The sequence below is a fragment of the Achromobacter sp. NPDC058515 genome (assembly GCF_042721735.1).
GTDB lineage: Bacteria > Pseudomonadota > Gammaproteobacteria > Burkholderiales > Burkholderiaceae_B > Achromobacter.
The window spans coordinates 447838-464893 of the sequence record NZ_JBHXNI010000003.1; the positions used below are offsets into that span (position 1 = coordinate 447838).

Consider the following 17056-nt stretch of genomic DNA (forward strand, 5'->3'; position numbering starts at 1 on the left):
CTCTCTGGATTCTTTGGGCGGGGCCCGCGCGGAATATTAAGCTCCGGCCGGCTTGGTTTATAACCCGTCGCTTCGGGTTCCCTAAATACTCGTTTGGGGGTAGGGTCGGGGCCGCCCGGGGGCGGCCGCGCCCCTAAAGGAGCGTGAGATGGCGTGTCTGTCCCGACTGTGGCGCTTGCATTCCTGGCCGATAACCTTGGGCGCTCCCGCGGGCATGGCCAGCCGCCGCCTGCGGCTGGCGCTCGCCGTGGCGGGCATGGCGGCCGGAACCAGCCTGGCGCTCGCCGGGGCCGCGCAGGCGCAGCAGGCTCCCGCTCAGGGCGCGACGCCATCCCAGGCCCAGCCAGCCTCCCCGCAGGCCGACGCCGCGCGTTCGCTGCAATGGCCGCGCAGTTTCGACGCGCCCGACGGCACGCGGGTAGAGCTGTATCAGCCGCAGATCGATACCTGGACCGCGGACCGCATCACCGGCCGCATGGCGGTGGCGGTCGGCGCGGCCAAGGGCAGTCCGACCTACGGCGTGGCGGATTTTTCCGCCCGAGCCGAGGTCAACAAGCCCGCAGGGCTGGTGCATCTGTCGGATATCCGCGTCGAGCAAGTGCAGGTGCCCACGGCGCCGCAAGAGGCCGCCAAGCTGCGTAGCCTGCTCGAAGCCCGCTTGCCCGCGAAGGGCGTGGTCACGCGCCTTGATGCGCTGCAACTGAGCTACACGCTGTCCCAGGACAATCCGGCCACCAAGACCGTGGCCGTGAACAATGCGCCGCCGCGCATCGTCTACCGAACCGTGCCGACGGTTCTGGTGCTGGTGGATGGAACGCCTGCCTACGCCGCGTTGCCCGATGCGCCGGGCTGGCGCCGGGTGATCAACACGCGCGCGCTGATCCTGGGCGACGCCGCCGGCCGCCATTATCTGCAGGCGGCGGGGCATTGGTACGAGGCCGGCAGCGTGGAGGGGCCATGGAAGGCGCTTGCGCAGCCCACCTCCGCGCTGCTTGCCGCCGCCGACGCGGCGCGCCGCAAGGCCGCGCCGGACCCCTTGATGCCCCATGGCGGCAAGCCGCCGCACCGGGCTCCGGCCATCGAGGTGTCCACGGTCCCGGCCGAACTGCTGGTGACCGTCGGGCAGGCCGAATTGCGGCCGGTGCCGGGAACCTCGCTGCTGTCCGTGTCCAACGCCGATCACGCCCTGTTCATGAACCCGGGCGACAACCGCTATTACCTGCTGGTGTCCGGCCGCTGGTTCCGCGGCGCCGGGCTGAATGGCCCCTGGTCGTACGTGCCGGGCAAGGATCTGCCGCGCGACTTCTCGCGGATTCCGCCGCAGGATCCGCAGGCGGGGGTGCTGGTGTCGGTGCCGGGCACGCCGCAGGCCAAGGAGGCCGTCATCGCCTCGACGATCCCGCAAACCGCAACGGTGTCGCGCGCGGGGGCGGCGCTGCAGGTCGAATATGCCGGCGGCTCGCCCATGCTGCGTCCCATCGAAGGCACCGCGCTGCGCTACGCGGCCAATTCGCAGGTGCCCGTGATCCAGGCGGAGGGCCGCTACTACGCCTTGTCGCGCGCCGTGTGGTTCGTATCGGACTCGCCCACCGGCCCCTGGCGCGTGGCCGACCACGTGCCGGCGGCCATCTACGCCATTCCCGCGAATTCGCCCTTGCACTACGTGACCTACGTGCAGGTCTACGGCTCGACCCCGCAGAGCGTGGTGTTCGGCTATTCCCCCGGGTACATGGGCGTGGTGGTCGCCCCGGACGGCACCGTCGTCTACGGGACGGGCTATGCGTACCCGCCCGTGATCGTGCAGGACGCCTGGGTCGGCTATCCGCCCAGCTACGGCTACGACGCCGCCTTCAATTCCGCGGCAGGCTTTGCCTTCGGGTTTGTCGCCGCCGAAACCTGGGGCGGCGCCGCGCCTTACTGGGGACCCTATTGGGGCGCGCCCTACTGGGGTGGCGTCAATGTGAACCAGGTGGACGTCTATGGCGCCTGGGGCGGGTCCGGCGTGGTCACGCACGCGGCCGGCTGGAACGGCTGGACGGGCACCGAATGGCAGGGCACCCACGCCGAGGGCTACAACCCGCAGACCGGCGCGGCGTTTGAAGGCACCCGGGGCGCGGCCTACAACGAGTACACGGGCAATGCCGCCGCCGGCCGGCGCGGCGCCTATACGAATCCCGTCACGGGCGCGTCCGGCGCCGGCCGGGCGGGCGTGGTCGAGAATGATGACGGCCAATGGGCCGCGGGCCGCCAGGACGTGCGCACGAACCCGAACACGGGCCGCACCACCGCCTCGTCCGCCACGGCGACCGGCACGGCCGGGGAGGGGCCGGGCAGCGTGGACCGGCGCGGCGCCACCTACAACCGCAATACGGACAGCGGCATGGCCTGGAACAACGGCAATGTGTACGCCGACCACAACGGCAATGTCTACGAGCACACCGATGGCGGCTGGCAGCAGCACACGTCCTCGGGCTGGCAGCCGGTCCAGCCCGGCGCGCAGTCGGGCGGCGGGAACTACCTGAACGCCCAGCGCCAGGCGCGCGATTTTTCGAACCAGCGCATGGGCGGGACGGAAGGCGGGGGCTGGCAGGGCCGAGGCATGGGCGGGATGGAGGGCGGCTTGGAAGGCCGCGGCATGGGCGGCCGCAGTTTCGGCGGCGGCGGTTTTGGCGGGTTCCGCGGCGGCGGCGGGTTCCGCCGCTGATCCGCGCAGGGGCCTCGGGCGCCCGGAAGGCGGCGCAGGTTCAATGAACCATGCCGCGTTCCGGGTGCTGCACTGCGGCAATATCGCCACAGGCATGAGACTTGCGGAGCCTGCTCTCCCGACCCGCTGGGAGACCCCCCATGACCGATTCCAAGCTCGATATCCGCACCGGGCAGTATTCCGGCGTGCTCGCGCGCGATACCTTCCGCCTGCGCTTCATGCGCCGCTTCTACGACCCTGCCTTCCAGGCGGAGAAGGACGCGCTGGAACGGTTAGAGGCCATCGCATGGGACGCCTATGAAGGCGGGCGCAAGGCGCCCCTGACGGTAAAGGCGGGCCCCGGCTACGCCGATCCCGATTACGACCTGTCGGTGGAATGGAAGGAGACGCGCGACCGCCTGGCGCGCGCCGCGCAAATCCAGCGCGATCCGCATACGCGCTCGCGCGTGCTGGTCGTCATCGGCGCATCGCGCAACGACGGCACCTGTCCGGGCGAAGTCTCCAAGACCTGGCGGCTCGCGCAGATCGTCCGGCAAGAGGTCGAGGCCGGCGGCATGCAGGCCGACATGCTCGACCTGAGCCTGCTGGTGTCGGAGTACCAGTACCTGATCCACCCCTGCAAAGGCTGCGTGTCCACGGCAATGCCGCTGTGCCACTGGCCGTGCAGCTGCTATCCCAACCATTCGCTGGGCCAGGACAACGATGCGATGAACGACATCTACGAGCAATGGGTCGCGGCGCACGGCGTGATACTGGTCGCGCCCACCTATTGGTATCAGTCGCCCAGCCCGATGAAGCTGATGATCGACCGGCTGGTGTGCGCCGATGGCGGCAACCCAGACCCCACGTCGACCGGCGGCAAGGACGTGATGAAGGCCAAGAAAATCGAAATGGACGGCTGGCCCTACCCGAAGCATCTCTCGGGCCGGGCCTATGGGCTGGTGGTGCACGGCGACGTGGCCGGCATCGAGGAACAGCGGCGCGCCCTGAGCGACTGGCTGGACTGGATGGGATTGATCGACGCGGGCGCGTCTTCCAGGCTGGATCGCTACATCGGCTACTACAAGCCCTATGCGACCAGCCACGCTGAACTCGACGAGGACAAGGCGGTGCAGGAAGAGGTGCGCAATGTGGCGCGGGCGGTGGTCAACTGCGTGCCTAGGCTGCGGGCGGCGGATTGGACGCCGCCGGACGCAGGGTTGCGCAATCCCCGGCCGAAGTAGGCGGGCGGCGGCAAAAACCGCATGAGCGGGCGCGCCCGCTTCGAGGTAAAATTTGCTTCCTCCTTGGGGAGTAGCTTCCTTTCAGAATTTTTGCCTGAAAGGGCGTGCGTCAACATTCTTGGCCTGTCCTGGCCATGGCGCACGCGGCCTGCGTGGCTTGGCGAGACCATGGATCTTTCACATTCTGCTGGGCGATGTGAACGGATCCATGTCGTTCTCGCCCAGCAGGATAGACCACCCCATGAATGCACTTTCCACGCTGGTCCTCGCGCTGGCGATGTCGACAGACGCTTTTGCCGCAGCGGTGAGCAAAGGCGCCGCGCTGCACAAACCCCGACTTTCAGAGGCCCTGCGGGCCGGCGCCATCTTCGGCGTGATCGAGGCGATTACGCCTGTCATCGGATGGGGCCTGGGTTCCGTTGCCGCGAAGTACGTCGAGGACTGGGATCATTGGATCGCGTTCTGTATGCTCTGCATCCTGGGGCTGATGATGATCCGCAACGCCTTCAAGACGGCGGACGAAGATGCCGCTCCCGTCACGCGCCATTCGTTCTGGCTGCTGGCGGCAACGGGCTTTGCCACAAGTATCGATGCCATGGCGGTTGGCGTAAGCCTTGCCTTCATCGACAACAACATCGCCGTCACGGCCATCGCCATCGGGCTTGCAACCACCACGATGGTGACGATAGGCGTCATGCTGGGCCGCGTCCTGGGCGATATCGCCGGCAAGCGCGCCGAGATACTGGGCGGGCTTGCCCTGATCGGCATCGGATCCACCATCCTGTATGAACACCTGACTGCCGCCGTTGCCTGAGCCGCGGCGCCGGCGGCGAATCCGGCGCGCGGCGCAAGCCGCTTCAGGCGGCCGGCTCCCATAGGCCGCAGTCCGGGCGCACAACGGCGCGCGCGCCGTCCAGCCAGACCTGTTCTTCATCCAGCCGCGGGGCCGCCGGCGGAGCCGCGTCGAAGGCGACGCCGAGCGCATGCGCGACGCCGGCCGCCTCGATGGGAAGCTCCCAGGTCAGGAACAGTTGCGTGCGGTCCTGGCCGGACGCGAAGTCGGCCTCGTGAAAGCCGCTGCCGTGGCGGGCAATGACGGCATGGGGCTGGCAGGTATCGAACACCATGGCCGTGCCCCGCACGAGCGGAATCCGGTGGCCGGTTCCGGGAAAATGCACATCCAGTCCCTTGTCCTCGCTCAGGAAAAGATTGCAGAAGGCGGCGCCGCCGTACTGCTCGCCGTCATGGTGATATCTGGCGCCTCGGCAGGCCATGAGCGCGATGTCGCTGGACGCCAGCACATCGCCCAGCCCCAGCGAGCGCGTCCAGGCCTGCATGGCCCGCAGGCACTGTCCGTATTCGGGCCAGCGCGCGCGGGTGCGCGCCAAAGGCATTTGCTCGACGTCCCCCGGCTCCAGGAACAAGCGCGTTGCGATCTCGCGTTCCCAATCGGCAAGCAGGCGGGCGGGCAGGGCCGGCACGTCGACCGCGCCCGTCAGCACCACGCCGCCCACACTGCGGCTGCGGATGGCGTCGCCGCTCCAGAAATAGGACGTCAGGCGGTCACGGGGGGCGTGATTCATGTCGAGCGCTGTTCTTGCGCGGCGCGGCGGCGCCGGGCAGGTTGGGAGGGCGGAGCCACGTTCAGGGCGGCGAACGCTTCCTGCACGCATTCGGCCATCCGCCTGGCCAGGATGCCGACCGGGAAGTGGTCGGAGGTCACGCCATAGCTGTGAAACTCGACCTTCTCGGAGAAGGGGATTTCACGCAGGTCCGGCACGAGGAGCGCCCGCGATACGACGGGATTGACGATCGACACGCCGAGCCCCTTGCCGACCATCGTGCATATCGTCGTGGCGTAGGGCGTCTCGATGGAGATGATTCGCGAGTCTTCGGGGAAGTGGCGGTCGATCGCCGCCCTGTTGAAGCTGCCGGCCGGCAAAGAGATGAAATTCTCGTCGTCGAAGTCGGAAGGCTTCAGCGCCTTTTTGGCGGCCAGCCTGTGCGACGCGGCCACGATGCCGACGCCATAGGCGGTATTGATCCGCTGATAGTGCAAACCCGGAATGTCGGTCTGGATCGAGCAAAATCCGATGTCGCAAAACCCGGTGGCCATCCACTTCGCCACCACGTCGGACCCTCCCGTGTTGACCACGACCGGTATGTCCGAGACCTGTTCCCGGAACAGCCGGATGGCGTCCGGCAAGACGCATTGCGTGATGGAGCCCACCGCGGCCACACGGAGCAGGCCCGTGCCCCTTCGGCGGATGGAGCTGGCGCTGTCGTTCAGGGATTCCAGGCCGATGAATGCCCGCTCCACGTCCGCATAGAACGCCTCGGCCTCCGGCGTGGGAACCAGCCGGGTGCCGACACGCTGGAACAGCACAAAGCCCAGCGTCTTTTCAAGCAGGGCGATCCAGCGGCTGACATTCGGCTGCGAGGTATGGAGCAGGCCGGCCGCCGTGGTCATGGAGCGCGTCATCATCACGGCGCGAAAAGCCTCGACTTGCTTGAAGTTCATCGGTGGGTCCCAAAACGTCCAGAACCAATCATATCAATTTTGTATTAGTAGCCGTAAATGTCTGATTTGACGTATGGATTGGCGCGGCGGGAGACTATGGTTTCCCGGTACTTACGCGATAAAGAAAATGGAATCCAAAGTCAGCAGCCGCTTGAAGCAACCTCTCGCCAAGGAGGTGCTTGAACACATTTTTCTTCCGCGCCTGAATCGGGAGTTCCACGCCAATTTCGAGATGCTCAACCAGATCAATCTTGCGCATCTGCTGATGCTGCGCGAGCAGGGCATTCTCGACGCGGGCGCGTCGGCCGGGCTGGCCGAGGCGCTGCTCAGGATGCAGGCCGAGGGGCCGGATGCGGTGGCGCTGGACCCCGCCAGGGAAGAGGCCTATTTCAACTACGAAGCGCACCTGATCAAGCTGGTGGGCCAGGAACTCGGCGGACGCCTGCACACGGCTCGAAGCCGCAACGACATCGGCGCCACCATCGACCGCATCCGCGCGCGGGATTTCGCGGCGCGCATCGGCCGCGCGCTGATCGATGTGGCCGAAGCGGCCCTGGCGCGGGCCGAGACGTTCGCCCATTGCGTCATGCCCGGCTACACGCATATGCAGGCCGCGCAGCCCATCACTTACGGCTATTACCTTTCGGCGCTGGCGGACGCCTGGACCCGCGACGTCGACCGGCTCTTGCATGCGCTGGATACCGCGGACGCCTCGCCCTTGGGCGCCTGCGCGCTGGCGGGCACGTCGTTTCCGATAGACCGCGCCGTCACGAGCTCGATGCTGGGCTTTACCCAGCCGCTGCCCAACGCGCTGGACGGCGTGGCGTCGCGGGACTTCGCGCTGGAGCTGAGCGCGGCGCTTTCGATCATGATGATCACCTGCAGCCGGATGGTGCAGGACTTCTACATCTGGTCGACGCCCGAGTTTGGATACCTGTCCTTTCCCGACAGCATCGCAAGCACCTCCAGCATCATGCCGCAGAAGAAGAACCCGGCGGTCCTGGAGTACTTGCGCGGAAAGACGGGACACCTGATCGGGCTGACGTCGGCCGCCCTTGCGACGGTGAAGTCCACCCATTTCACGCATTCGGGCGACAGCAGCCGCGAAAGCACCCGGACATGCTGGGAGGCATGCGAGGAAGCGCTGAAATCCCTGGCGCTGATGAAGCTGCTGGTGGAGCAGGTGGAGCCCAACCCCGCGCGCATGGCGTCGCGCGCGTCGGAGGATTTTTCAACCGTCACGGACTTGGCGGACCTGCTGGTCCGCAAGGCCGACGCTTCTTTCCGCGACGCGCATCACATCATCGGCGCGGTTGTCCGGCAGGCGCTGGACCTCGGCATGCCGGCCAGGGAAATCACGCCGGCGATGATCCGGGCCGCGTCAGTCCAGGAGCTGGGGCGGGAGATCCTGCTGGAAGCGGAGGACATCGAGGCATGCCTGGATCCGGTGCGCAATGTCGCGGCGCGCCAGTCGGCCGGGGGGCCGGCTCCGCGGCTGGTTCTTGAACATATCGAGGAGCAGAAAGCGCTGCTCGGTAAAAAAAGAAGCGTCATCGACGCGACGGTTCAGCGGGTCGGAGATGCCCGCGAACAGTTGCAGCGGCGCATTCGAGTGCTGGTTTCATCCGACGCCGGCGCACCTGCCGTCCAGGGCGCCTGATTGATTCAACAAGGGGAATTCAATGATGCGGAAATACTTCGTGGCGCTTGCCATTGCAGGGGCGATCTGCCCAAGCGCCCATGCCCAGACCTATCCCAGCAAGCCCATCACGCTGGTCGTGCCATTCGCCCCGGGCGGCACCGTGAACCTGATGGGGCGCCTGCTGGCCAATCATATGTCCGAGGCGCTCGGCCAGCCGGTCATCGTTGAGAACAAGCCCGGCGGCGGCGGAAGCATCGGAGCCAATGTCGTCGCAAAGGCGCCGGCGGACGGCTACACGCTGCTGCTGGCGACGATGGGGCAGCAGTCCATTCAGCCCTTGCTGACGAAGAACCTGCCCTACGACGCCGCCAAGGACTTTGCGCCGGTCGCGCTGTTTTCCACCGTGCCGAACGTGCTGGCGGTTTCCGTCGACACGCCGGCCAGCAATGTCGCGGAGCTGGTGGAGTACGCCAGGCAGAATCCCGGAAAGCTGAACATGGCTTCCGCGGGCATCGGCTCGGTCAATCACCTGACCGGCGAGCTGTTCATGTTCAGGTCCGGCGCCAGGTTCGAGCATGTGCCCTACCGGGGCGCGGGGCCGGCGACGGCCGAGCTGCTGTCGGGACAGGTGCAGGTGCTGTTCGCCAACCTGCCGAACGTGCTGGCTTACGTGAAGCCCGGGAAGGTGCGCGTGCTGGCGGTGGCCAGCGAGAAGCGCAGTCCGGCGATCCCCGATGTGCCCACGCTGGCGGAAGCCGGCGTGAAGGACGCCGTCGTCGAATCCTGGTATGGCGTCATGGCGCCCGCCGGAACCAGCGCGCAGGTGATCGCAAAGCTGCAGGACACGGTAATCGGCATCGCGAACGACAAGGCGCTGATCGCGCAGCTGGCCGAGCAGGGCGCGGTGCCGTACCCCGGCACCAGCGCGGACCTGGCCAGGCTTTCCGACGAAGAGACGGGCCGCTGGAAGCGCATCATCGAAAGCGCGAAGATCCAGACGAACTGAAGGCGGCCTGAGCCTTAGCCGCCGCGGTTCTCGTAGGCCCCTTCGCTTCCTTTGTCGTCTTCCATCGCCGCCTGGGCCCGCTCCAGAAGATGCTGCTTCAGGCGGTCCAGGGCCTCGGGCGGCCAATCGCGCACGTCGGTCACGGCCACCCAGGCGTCCACATAGTGCTGCGGCGCGTACACGTGGCCAAAGCCCATGGGGGTGTTGGTGCCCACGGCCATGTCCAGCGCAAGCTGCAGCATGGTGACCACGGGATACCAGCGCAGCTCGGGCGAGACGTCCGGTCCGAGGGGCTGCTCCATCCAGGCCGGACGGCGGTACAGGTCGTGGTAGTCGAAGAAGGTGACCGGGTCGCTCGCGTACTGCAGGTAGACGACGCGCATCGGGCCCCAGGGCGCGTCGGCGGGCACGGGCGAGCCGTCCTGGTTCATGAAGCGCACGAAGGCGCCGTCCCGCAGTTCCGGCAGCCAGGCGGGCGAGCCCGGGTTGCGGGCGTTGGTGATGGTGCGCCAGACCCGGCTTTCGAAAGGCGGGCCGCTCCACAAGGCGCCTTGGATAGGGTCGCCGATCATCTCGAAGAGTTCGGCTGAGCCGGCGGAGTTCATCGCGCCCAGGCTCAAGCCATGCAGATACAGCCTGGGCCGCCGGTCCTTGGGCAGGGCGGTCCAGTATCCATAGACTTCCAGGAAGAGGGCGCGGGCCGCCTCGGCGCCGTACTCAGGCTGGGCCAGGAGCGACAGCGGGCTGGACAGATAGGAGTACTGCATGGCGACGCTGGCGACGTCGCCATGCTGCAGGTATTCGATGGAGTCCATGGCGGCGGGGTCGATCCAGCCGGTGCCGGTGGGAGTGATCAACACCAGGACGGAGCGCTCGAAAGCGCCCACGCGCTTCATTTCTTCCAGCGCCAGCCGGGCCCGGGCCTGGGGCGTGGCGGCGCCGCGCAGCCCGACGTACACCCTGATGGGCTCCAGCGCGTCGCGGCCGGACTCCGCCTTGATCTCGCTGGCGGTCGGGCCCGAGGCGATGAATTCGCGGCCCGCCCGGCCCAGCTGGTTCCACTGGACCAGCGACGCCGGACTGCCCGTTTTCGTTGCGGCGGTGGGCTGCGGGCGCTCGGGTTCGAGCAGCGCGTCGAATTCGCGGAACGACGCATCCAGCACATGCAGCGCCCCACGGAAGAACACGTCGGTGGCCAGCAGCCAGAAGATCAGGATGGCGATCACCGCGCCCGTCACGTTGGCCACGCGCCGGGGCACCACGCGGCGCACCTGCGCGGCAAGAAAGCGCGCGACCAGCTTGAACAGCCGGGCCAGCGCCAGCAGCGCGGCGAAGGTCAGCAGGGCGATCGCGCTGACCTTGAAGGGGTGCGCGCTGGTCACGGGCTCCATGTGCATCAGGGCCCGTATCGTGTTCTGCCATTCCGCCGTGCGCCACAGGAAGACGACCGCCACCGACAGGCACAGCACGCTGATGATGGCATTGACGATCCGCCCCGCGCGCGCCCTGGGCTCGGGAAGCTCCATATAGGCCCACAGCCAGTGCCACAGCACGCCGAGCCCGTAGCCCGCGGCAAAACAGGTGCCGGCGAGCACGCCTTGGGTGATGTGGGTACGGGGAATGAGGGTGGGCGTCAGCGCCGCGGCGAAGAACAGTGTGCCCAGCATGAGGCCCACGCCGGAGAGCGATTCCAGATGAGACCGGAAAAATGAAGGCAGGTGTCGATGCAAAGTTTGCAGCACTGGTGTCATCCTCATCCGGAGGTGGGTTGGGGGATTCTCGCACACCGGGGCTGCAAATGCCGCCCCGGACGCGCCCCTTCAATCCCGGTCCGGCGCGCCAAGGGGAAAGAGCGGGCGGAATGGCCGCGCTTCCTCCACGGCCCGGGCGACGGACGGGCGGGCCAGCAAGCGCGCCCGATAGGCCCGCAGCAGGGGGAAGGCCTCGGCAATCCGGTGCGTCCAGTCCGCGTAGAACAGCGAGGGCGCGGCCGCGCAGTCCGCCAGGGTGAAGTCCGCGCCCGCCGCCCAGGTCCTGCCGGCGAGCTGCCCTTCGAGCCAGGCGTAGGCGAGCTCCAGCTTTTCCGTGGCCAGCGCCAGTCCTTCCTTGCGCTTGACCGGGTCGCCCGACAGCGCGCCGTTCACCGCGTGCTGCATCCAGTTCATGACGTGCAGGTCGAAGAAGCGGTCCAGAAAGCGCACGTCCAGCGCGGCCATCGGATCGGCGGGCAGCAGGCGCGCCGGCCCGGGATGCGCAAGCTGCAGGTATTCGATGATGATGCTGGTTTCGGCCACGTCGCGCGCGCCGTCAACCAGCAGCGGGAACTTGCGCAGCGGCCAGCGGCGCAGCCACTCGCCGGCATGTTCCGGCGTATCCGGCCCGATGCAGCGGAACTCGAAGGGCGTGGCGTTTTCATACAGCGCGATAAGCACCTTCTGCGTGTACGAGGAAAAGGGATGGCCATAGAGCGCGAGCGGCATTGCGAAAGTCTCCTGAATTTGGCCGACAGGGGAGCCGGTCCGAGTGTGTTTCACCAGACGGACGGCGGGGCCTCGCCCGCCGTGCCGTTCTTGCCCGAAAGGAATAAAGTGCATGGCAGACCCCGTGGCGCAGTGGCTGCGGGCGCATATCAGAACTGGAGACGGGATGGACACGGTAAGCAAGCAAGGCGCCGGGGTGCGCGAACAGGTCAGCGCAACGGAATGGCAGGTCCGCAAGGATCTGGCGGCGCTGTACCGGCTGGTGGCGCTGTTTGGCTGGGACGATCTGATCTTCACGCACATCACCGCCAAGGTGCCCGGCACCGAGCATTTCCTGATCAATCCCTACGGCATGATGTTCGACGAGATCACGGCGTCCAGCCTGGTGAAGATCGACCTGGACGGAAACAAGGTCATGGAGTCGGAATACGACATCAACCCGGCCGGCTTCACCATCCACAGCTGTATCCACGCGGCCCGCAAGGACGCCATGTGCGTGCTGCACACGCACTCCATCAACGGGGTCGCGGTGTCGGCGCAGAAGGAGGGGCTGCTGCCGCTGTCGCAGTTCGCCTTCATTGCGCTGCGCTCGCTCAGCTATCACGACTACGAAGGCCTGGCGCTCAACGCCGAAGAACAGCCGCGGCTGGTGCGCGACCTGGGCAGCAACAACTACCTGATCCTGCGCAATCACGGCCTGCTGACCGTGGGGCAGACCATGGCCGAGGCGTTCCAGGCCATGCACCGGCTGGAAGCGGCCTGCATGGTGCAGGTGCGGGCGCAGGCGGGCGGCGAACTGACCTTCATCCCGCCCGAGATCCTGGCGCGCGCCGCCGTGGAATCGCCGGCGGACCGGGCGCACAAGGCCTCGCTGGCGTGGCCGGGACTGCTGCGCAGGCTCGACCGCCGCAACCCCGGATACGCCGACTAGCATCGCGGTCTACTTCTTCTCTTCCGGAGAGGCCTGCAGGAATTCGCCGCAGTCCGGCAGCGGCGACGCGGGCTCATAGACCGAGCGGTCGGCCTGCCATGTGTAGGTGACCGTGTAGCTGCACTGCTTGTCGGCCTGGGGCGCCAACTGCGCCTTCGTCAGCGCGGGCATCGCGCTGGAGTCGGCATGGCGGCTGACGCCGGCGGGAAAGCGGGTCGCCTTGGTGGTGACCTGCAGGTCCGGATATTCCTTGCCCGGCAAGGGCTTCAGGGCGGCCTTGAAATCGTAGATGTCGCTGCAATGGCCGCCGCGCTTTTTCTGGTCGGCGTCGTTGAAGCACGCGCGGATCGATGCATCGGCCGAGTACGGCATGATGAACACCAGGTTGCCGCCGGGTTGCTCGCCCAGGCTGACGTCGAACAGATAAAGATCGCGACGGGTGAAGCCGCCGCCGGAGAACGGCGTTTCCGCCTTGAACTCGGGCTGCTCGGGGCCGATCACGCCCACGAGCGCGCGTTCCTCGCTCAGGCGGATCAGCTCGGGCCAGACCGAGAACTGCGAGAAATTCGGGACTTCGGGCGAATCCCAGAGCCGTTGTTCGGCGCGCAGCGTGCGGCTGGTGGCGAACGGCCCGTTCGTCTCGAAGGTGCCGTCCGTCTTGATGCCGACGCAAAAGTCGGTCTGCGCGTTGCAGAACAGCTTGTTGTCCGCATTGAGCTTTAGGGGCTCCACGGCGGGCTGCGCGAGCGCGGCGACAGGCAGGACGGCGGAGAGCAGCAGGGCGAACACGTTGTTCACAGGCATTCCTTTGATGGGGCGAGGCGCGCGGCGGATTGCCGATTTATGGTGCCGGATCGCATTTTCGAGGCTGCGGCGACGCGTCATCGAGAAACATAGTGTCAAACTATGAAAAAAAGTATCCGCATTCGGGCCGAGGCGGGCGTCGTTTACCTGGGCTGCCGCAGGCCTTATCCTGGGCAATCCGATCGCCGTCCAGGAACCGCCATGCCTTTCGATTTCTTCCAGGTCGACGCCTTCACCCGTCAGCCGCTCAATGGCAACCCCGCCGCCGTGGTGTTTGCCAGTGGCGTCCTGCATTGGTGAGCCGCCATGAAAGACCAGAAAGCAGGCGCGAAGGATGAAGGGGGCGCCAGCCCCTCCGGCCTGATCGACGCCCGGATCGCGGAACTGAACGATTGGCGCGGCCAGACGCTCGCGCGGGTGCGGGAACTTATCAAGCTGGCCGATCCCGACGTGGTCGAGGAATGGAAGTGGCGGGGCGTCCCGGTGTGGTCGCACGCCGGCATCCTCTGCACGGGCGAGACCTACAAGAACGCCGTGAAGCTCACGTTCGCCAAAGGCGCGTCGCTTGCGGACCCCGCGGGCCTCTTCAACGCGAGCCTGGACGGCAACACCCGGCGCGCCATCGACCTGCACGAGGGCGACAGGATGGACGAAAAGGCGTTCACGGCGCTGATCCGCGCCGCCGTCGCCCTCAATACCTCGCGGTAGCAGGGGCCGGCGGGCGGCGCGCCCGGGCTCAGTCGGCAATCTCGGGCTCGACCAGCCTTGCCAGCTGCCTCAGCGAGTCCTGCCAGCCCAGATAGCACATCTCCGTGGGAATGACCTCGGGCACGCCCTCCTGCACGATGGTCAGTTCCGTGCCGCACGACACTTCCCGCAATGTAATGGTGGTCTGCATCTCGCCGGACAGATTGGGGTCGTCGAATCGGTCCGAGTAGCGGATCTTCCGGGACGGCACGAGTTCGAGGTATTCGCCGCCAAACGACTCGACGTGCCCCGTGCCGAAGTTGCGAAAGGACATCTTGTGGCTGCCGCCGACCTTGGCGTCCAGTTCCTGGACCTGGCAGGTGTAGCCGTAGGGAGGAAGCCACTTGGCGACCGCGTCGGCTTCGAGGAAGGCGCGATAGACGCGCTCGGGGGGCGCCCGCAGGACGCGAAGATGGTGAATGGTTCCGGTAGTCATGGTGTATCCGCCTTTGTTTAAGGGTGGGTGTACAGCTACGACGAATCGGCGACACGGGAATCGACAGAATTTTCTAGGGGGATACCCTAGGGCCTGTTAACACTAAAGGCGTTCTGGCCGGGATTCGAGCGCAGCAGCTCAATATAGGCCGACAAGGTCTCGGCGTGCCGCTGCTCGGCGCGCAGGCCGACATGACCATCGGCGCGGACCACGAGAAGCACGACATCGCCCACGCCCAGCAGGTCGGCCGCGGCGGGCTCCAGGTAGGCGTCCACGTCCGACACCCCGGCATTGGCCGTGATGGCGATGACCATCTCGATGATGGCGCCGTCGAAAAATGGCTCCATGTCGCGGCGGACTTGCTCAAGCGCCTGCTGCGGCGTGGATGGGCCGCCGATGATCAGGGCCGTGTGGCCGGAGCGTTTGGCGTAGTCGTGCAGCTTGCCCGCGCCGCCCGCCGCAAACCGGATGTCGATATGGTCCGGCAGCCGCTGGCCCGGCCAAAGGACGGCATGCGCGTCGCCCATGACGATGGGAGAGCCGGCATAGTCGATATCCAGCTCGGCTTCCGCGACGGCTTCGTGGTGCCGGGATTCGGGATTTGCGAAGGCGGCCCGGATCGCCGCGTCGCGCTCGCGGCGCTGGCGCGGGTCCGCGACCATCTGCGCGCTCTCGGCGGCGTCGCCCGAGGCCATCACGTGGTCCGCGGCGGGACGCCGTTCCGCGTGATAGCTGTCAAGCAGCGCTTCCGAGCAATGTCCGTGGCAGACCAGCGCAAGCTTCCAGCCCAGGTTGAAGGCATCCTGCAGTCCGGTGTTCATGCCATGCCCCTGCGCGGGGCTGCAGGTGTGGGCGGCATCTCCGGCAAGCAGGACGCGGCCGGAACGAAAGCGCCGGGCGATCTTCGTGTGGCAGTCGAAGCGGGCGGGGTGGGAGACGTCTTTAAAGTCCGCCTGGGGCAGATAGCGCCTTAGCGTGGACAAGGCATCGGCGACAAGATCGGACTCCGGGGAGCTGGGCCTCAGGTAGACGCGCCAGCGCTCGCCGGGCAAGGCCGTCAGGATGACCGGTATCTGGTCCAGGTAGGCGTAGTTCGCTTCGAACGAATGCGGCCAGTCTCGGATGCCTGCGTCGAACACGGCCCAAGGCTGGCTGATGTCGTGCCCGTCCTGCTCGATGCCCGTGAGCATGCGGACGGTGCTGTGGTGGCCATCGCACCCGATCACCCACTGGGCCAGGACCTCGGACTGCACGCCTTGGTGTTCGACCGTGGCCAGCACGCCGTCCCCGCGCTCCTCCAGGCCGACGAGCCTGGTCGCGCGCGTGACCTTGCCCCCCAGCCGGGCCAGATGGTCGGCCAGCACGGTTTCGGTGACTTCTTCCGATATCCCGATGTTGAAGGGGTAGCGGCTGCCGCTCAGTTCCAGGTCGATCACGCCCAGCACGTCGCCGCCCGCATGGATGCGCGCCCGCCGCTGCTTGACCCCGGCCGCCAGCAGCGGCTCCAGGATGCCGAGCGTATCCAGTATTTCCAGCGAGCGCGGATGCACGACGGTGGCGCGGTCCCAATCCAGGGGGCGTTCATGCGCGTCGATGAGCAGGCATTCGACGCCGCGGCGCTGAAGCTCCGCGGCGGCGAGCAGGCCGGCGGGGCCGGCGCCAACCACCAGGACGGTTGTCGCGATCATGTCTGGTCCTCCGCGTACGGGGTCATCATGCCCTGCCGGATGGGAGTGCCGCTAGCCCTGGCAGTAAGGTGCAGCACCGCGATCCTGGCGGCGAGCCGGAGGACGGCAGAGGCGGCGCATGGCGCCGCCTCTGTCGATCGCGTGTTGGAAAATTAAATCAGCGCGGAGCCATCGTCAACGGTATTGCGCCGTCAAGCGGGCGCCGGACTGATGCGTCCGGCGCGGGAGTATGCGCGCATCGGTGCGCACGCCATCGGTCAACAGGATGACGAGGGCGCGCCGGGCTGCGCCCTTAGTAGGCGCCCATGTAGTCGCGCTTGCCGACTTCGATGCCGTTATGGCGCAGGATGGCGTAGGAGGTGGTCACATGGAAGAAGAACTGCGGCAGGCCATAGTGCAGCAGGTAGGCGCTTGCCGACAGCTTCTTTTCCTTCGGCGTGCCGGGGCGCAGCACGATCTCGCGCGCTTCGCTTTGCTCGAACTGTTCCGGCTTGAAGGAGTCGACATGCGCCAGGGTCTTGGCGATCAGCGCCTGCAGGTCGGCAAACGTGACTTCCGTGCTTTCCCACGACGGCACTTCGGCGCCCGCCAGGCGCGACGCGATGCCCTTGGCGAAATCCGAGGCGATCTGGACCTGGCGCGTCAGCGGGAACATGTCCGGGAACAGGCGGGCGCCCAGGTAGGCGTTCGGATCGATGTTCTTGGCGGCGGCGTGGTCTTCGGCCTTCTTCAGCACGTCGGACAGGGCCGACAGCATCTGCTTGAGGACGGGAATGGAGGCGGTGTACAGGGGGCTGGTCATGGCGCTTTTTCGCTTGATCGTTGAGGGGGGCGTGGGAGATGCCACGCGGTGGGGGCAAGACTAACAGCAAAC

At 67.0% G+C, this 17056-nt stretch carries 15 protein-coding genes and 1 riboswitch; of the genes, 7 read left to right on the forward strand and 8 right to left on the reverse strand.

All coding sequences use genetic code 11. The features are described 5' to 3' along the window. Window positions 1–256 precede the first annotated feature (256 nt). The 3 genes from ACFWP0_RS07970 to mntP all read left to right on the forward strand — a co-directional run bounded on the left by ACFWP0_RS07970 (window position 257) and on the right by mntP (window position 4741). A complete protein-coding gene (locus ACFWP0_RS07970; RefSeq protein ID WP_377841191.1) occupies window positions 257–2704 on the forward strand; it encodes a carbohydrate-binding family V/XII in 2448 nt (815 codons plus the stop codon). A 140-nt stretch (window positions 2705–2844) separates the two neighbouring features. Beyond that, window positions 2845–3927 carry a flavodoxin family protein gene (locus ACFWP0_RS07975; protein ID WP_377841007.1) on the forward strand — a complete coding sequence of 361 codons (1083 nt, stop codon included), beginning with the start codon at window positions 2845–2847 and terminating at the stop codon, window positions 3925–3927. Between the two features lie 58 nt (window positions 3928–3985). Continuing rightward, window positions 3986–4158, forward strand: a riboswitch (yybP-ykoY riboswitch). A gap of 10 nt (window positions 4159–4168) precedes the next feature. Beyond that, window positions 4169–4741 (forward strand): manganese efflux pump MntP, encoded by a 573-nt coding sequence (gene mntP / locus ACFWP0_RS07980; RefSeq protein ID WP_377841008.1) that lies wholly within the window; start codon window positions 4169–4171, stop codon window positions 4739–4741. Between the two features lie 43 nt (window positions 4742–4784). On the opposite strand, the gene ACFWP0_RS07985 is transcribed toward mntP, so the two are convergent. Next, complete coding sequence (locus ACFWP0_RS07985; RefSeq protein WP_377841011.1) at window positions 4785–5510, reverse strand: hypothetical protein; 726 nt, start codon at window positions 5508–5510, stop codon at window positions 4785–4787. After that, window positions 5507–6448: a LysR substrate-binding domain-containing protein gene (locus ACFWP0_RS07990; protein ID WP_377841012.1), complete on the reverse strand. Its 942-nt coding sequence runs from the start codon at window positions 6446–6448 to the stop codon at window positions 5507–5509. Before ACFWP0_RS07990 ends, ACFWP0_RS07985 begins: the two co-directional genes overlap by 4 nt. Window positions 6449–6575: 127 nt before the next feature. On the opposite strand from ACFWP0_RS07990, the gene argH reads away from it, so the two are divergent. Next, window positions 6576–8108 (forward strand): argininosuccinate lyase, encoded by a 1533-nt coding sequence (gene argH, locus ACFWP0_RS07995; RefSeq protein ID WP_377841013.1) that lies wholly within the window; start codon window positions 6576–6578, stop codon window positions 8106–8108. A gap of 22 nt (window positions 8109–8130) precedes the next feature. Then, window positions 8131–9096, forward strand: a complete 966-nt coding sequence (locus ACFWP0_RS08000) for a Bug family tripartite tricarboxylate transporter substrate binding protein (protein ID WP_377841014.1) — start codon at window positions 8131–8133, stop codon at window positions 9094–9096. A gap of 14 nt (window positions 9097–9110) precedes the next feature. On the opposite strand, the gene ACFWP0_RS08005 is transcribed toward ACFWP0_RS08000, so the two are convergent. Both ACFWP0_RS08005 and ACFWP0_RS08010 read right to left on the reverse strand, forming a co-directional pair. Continuing rightward, a complete protein-coding gene (locus ACFWP0_RS08005; protein ID WP_377841016.1) occupies window positions 9111–10838 on the reverse strand; it encodes an alpha/beta hydrolase in 1728 nt (575 codons plus the stop codon). A gap of 78 nt (window positions 10839–10916) precedes the next feature. After that, window positions 10917–11576, reverse strand: a complete 660-nt coding sequence (locus ACFWP0_RS08010; protein WP_377841017.1) for a glutathione S-transferase family protein — start codon at window positions 11574–11576, stop codon at window positions 10917–10919. Window positions 11577–11742: 166 nt separating this feature from the next. Between ACFWP0_RS08010 and ACFWP0_RS08015 the strand changes: the two genes are divergently transcribed. Beyond that, on the forward strand, window positions 11743–12507 hold the full coding sequence (locus ACFWP0_RS08015; RefSeq protein ID WP_377841192.1) for a class II aldolase/adducin family protein: 765 nt from the start codon (window positions 11743–11745) through the stop codon (window positions 12505–12507). A 9-nt stretch (window positions 12508–12516) separates the two neighbouring features. On the opposite strand, the gene ACFWP0_RS08020 is transcribed toward ACFWP0_RS08015, so the two are convergent. Next, window positions 12517–13305 (reverse strand): hypothetical protein, encoded by a 789-nt coding sequence (locus ACFWP0_RS08020; RefSeq protein WP_377841018.1) that lies wholly within the window; start codon window positions 13303–13305, stop codon window positions 12517–12519. A 312-nt stretch (window positions 13306–13617) separates the two neighbouring features. On the opposite strand from ACFWP0_RS08020, the gene ACFWP0_RS08025 reads away from it, so the two are divergent. Beyond that, entirely contained in the window at window positions 13618–14019 is a 402-nt protein-coding gene (locus tag ACFWP0_RS08025) for a DUF1801 domain-containing protein (protein ID WP_377841019.1), read from the forward strand. A gap of 28 nt (window positions 14020–14047) precedes the next feature. On the opposite strand, the gene ACFWP0_RS08030 is transcribed toward ACFWP0_RS08025, so the two are convergent. From ACFWP0_RS08030 to ACFWP0_RS08040, 3 genes are all read right to left on the reverse strand, one after another. Beyond that, on the reverse strand, window positions 14048–14494 hold the full coding sequence (locus ACFWP0_RS08030) for an SRPBCC family protein (protein WP_377841021.1): 447 nt from the start codon (window positions 14492–14494) through the stop codon (window positions 14048–14050). An 86-nt stretch (window positions 14495–14580) separates the two neighbouring features. Next, a complete protein-coding gene (locus tag ACFWP0_RS08035; protein WP_377841022.1) occupies window positions 14581–16182 on the reverse strand; it encodes an FAD-dependent monooxygenase in 1602 nt (533 codons plus the stop codon). 292 nt (window positions 16183–16474) lie between these two features. Next, on the reverse strand, window positions 16475–16984 hold the full coding sequence (locus ACFWP0_RS08040) for a DUF1993 family protein (protein ID WP_377841024.1): 510 nt from the start codon (window positions 16982–16984) through the stop codon (window positions 16475–16477). Window positions 16985–17056 lie beyond the last annotated feature (72 nt).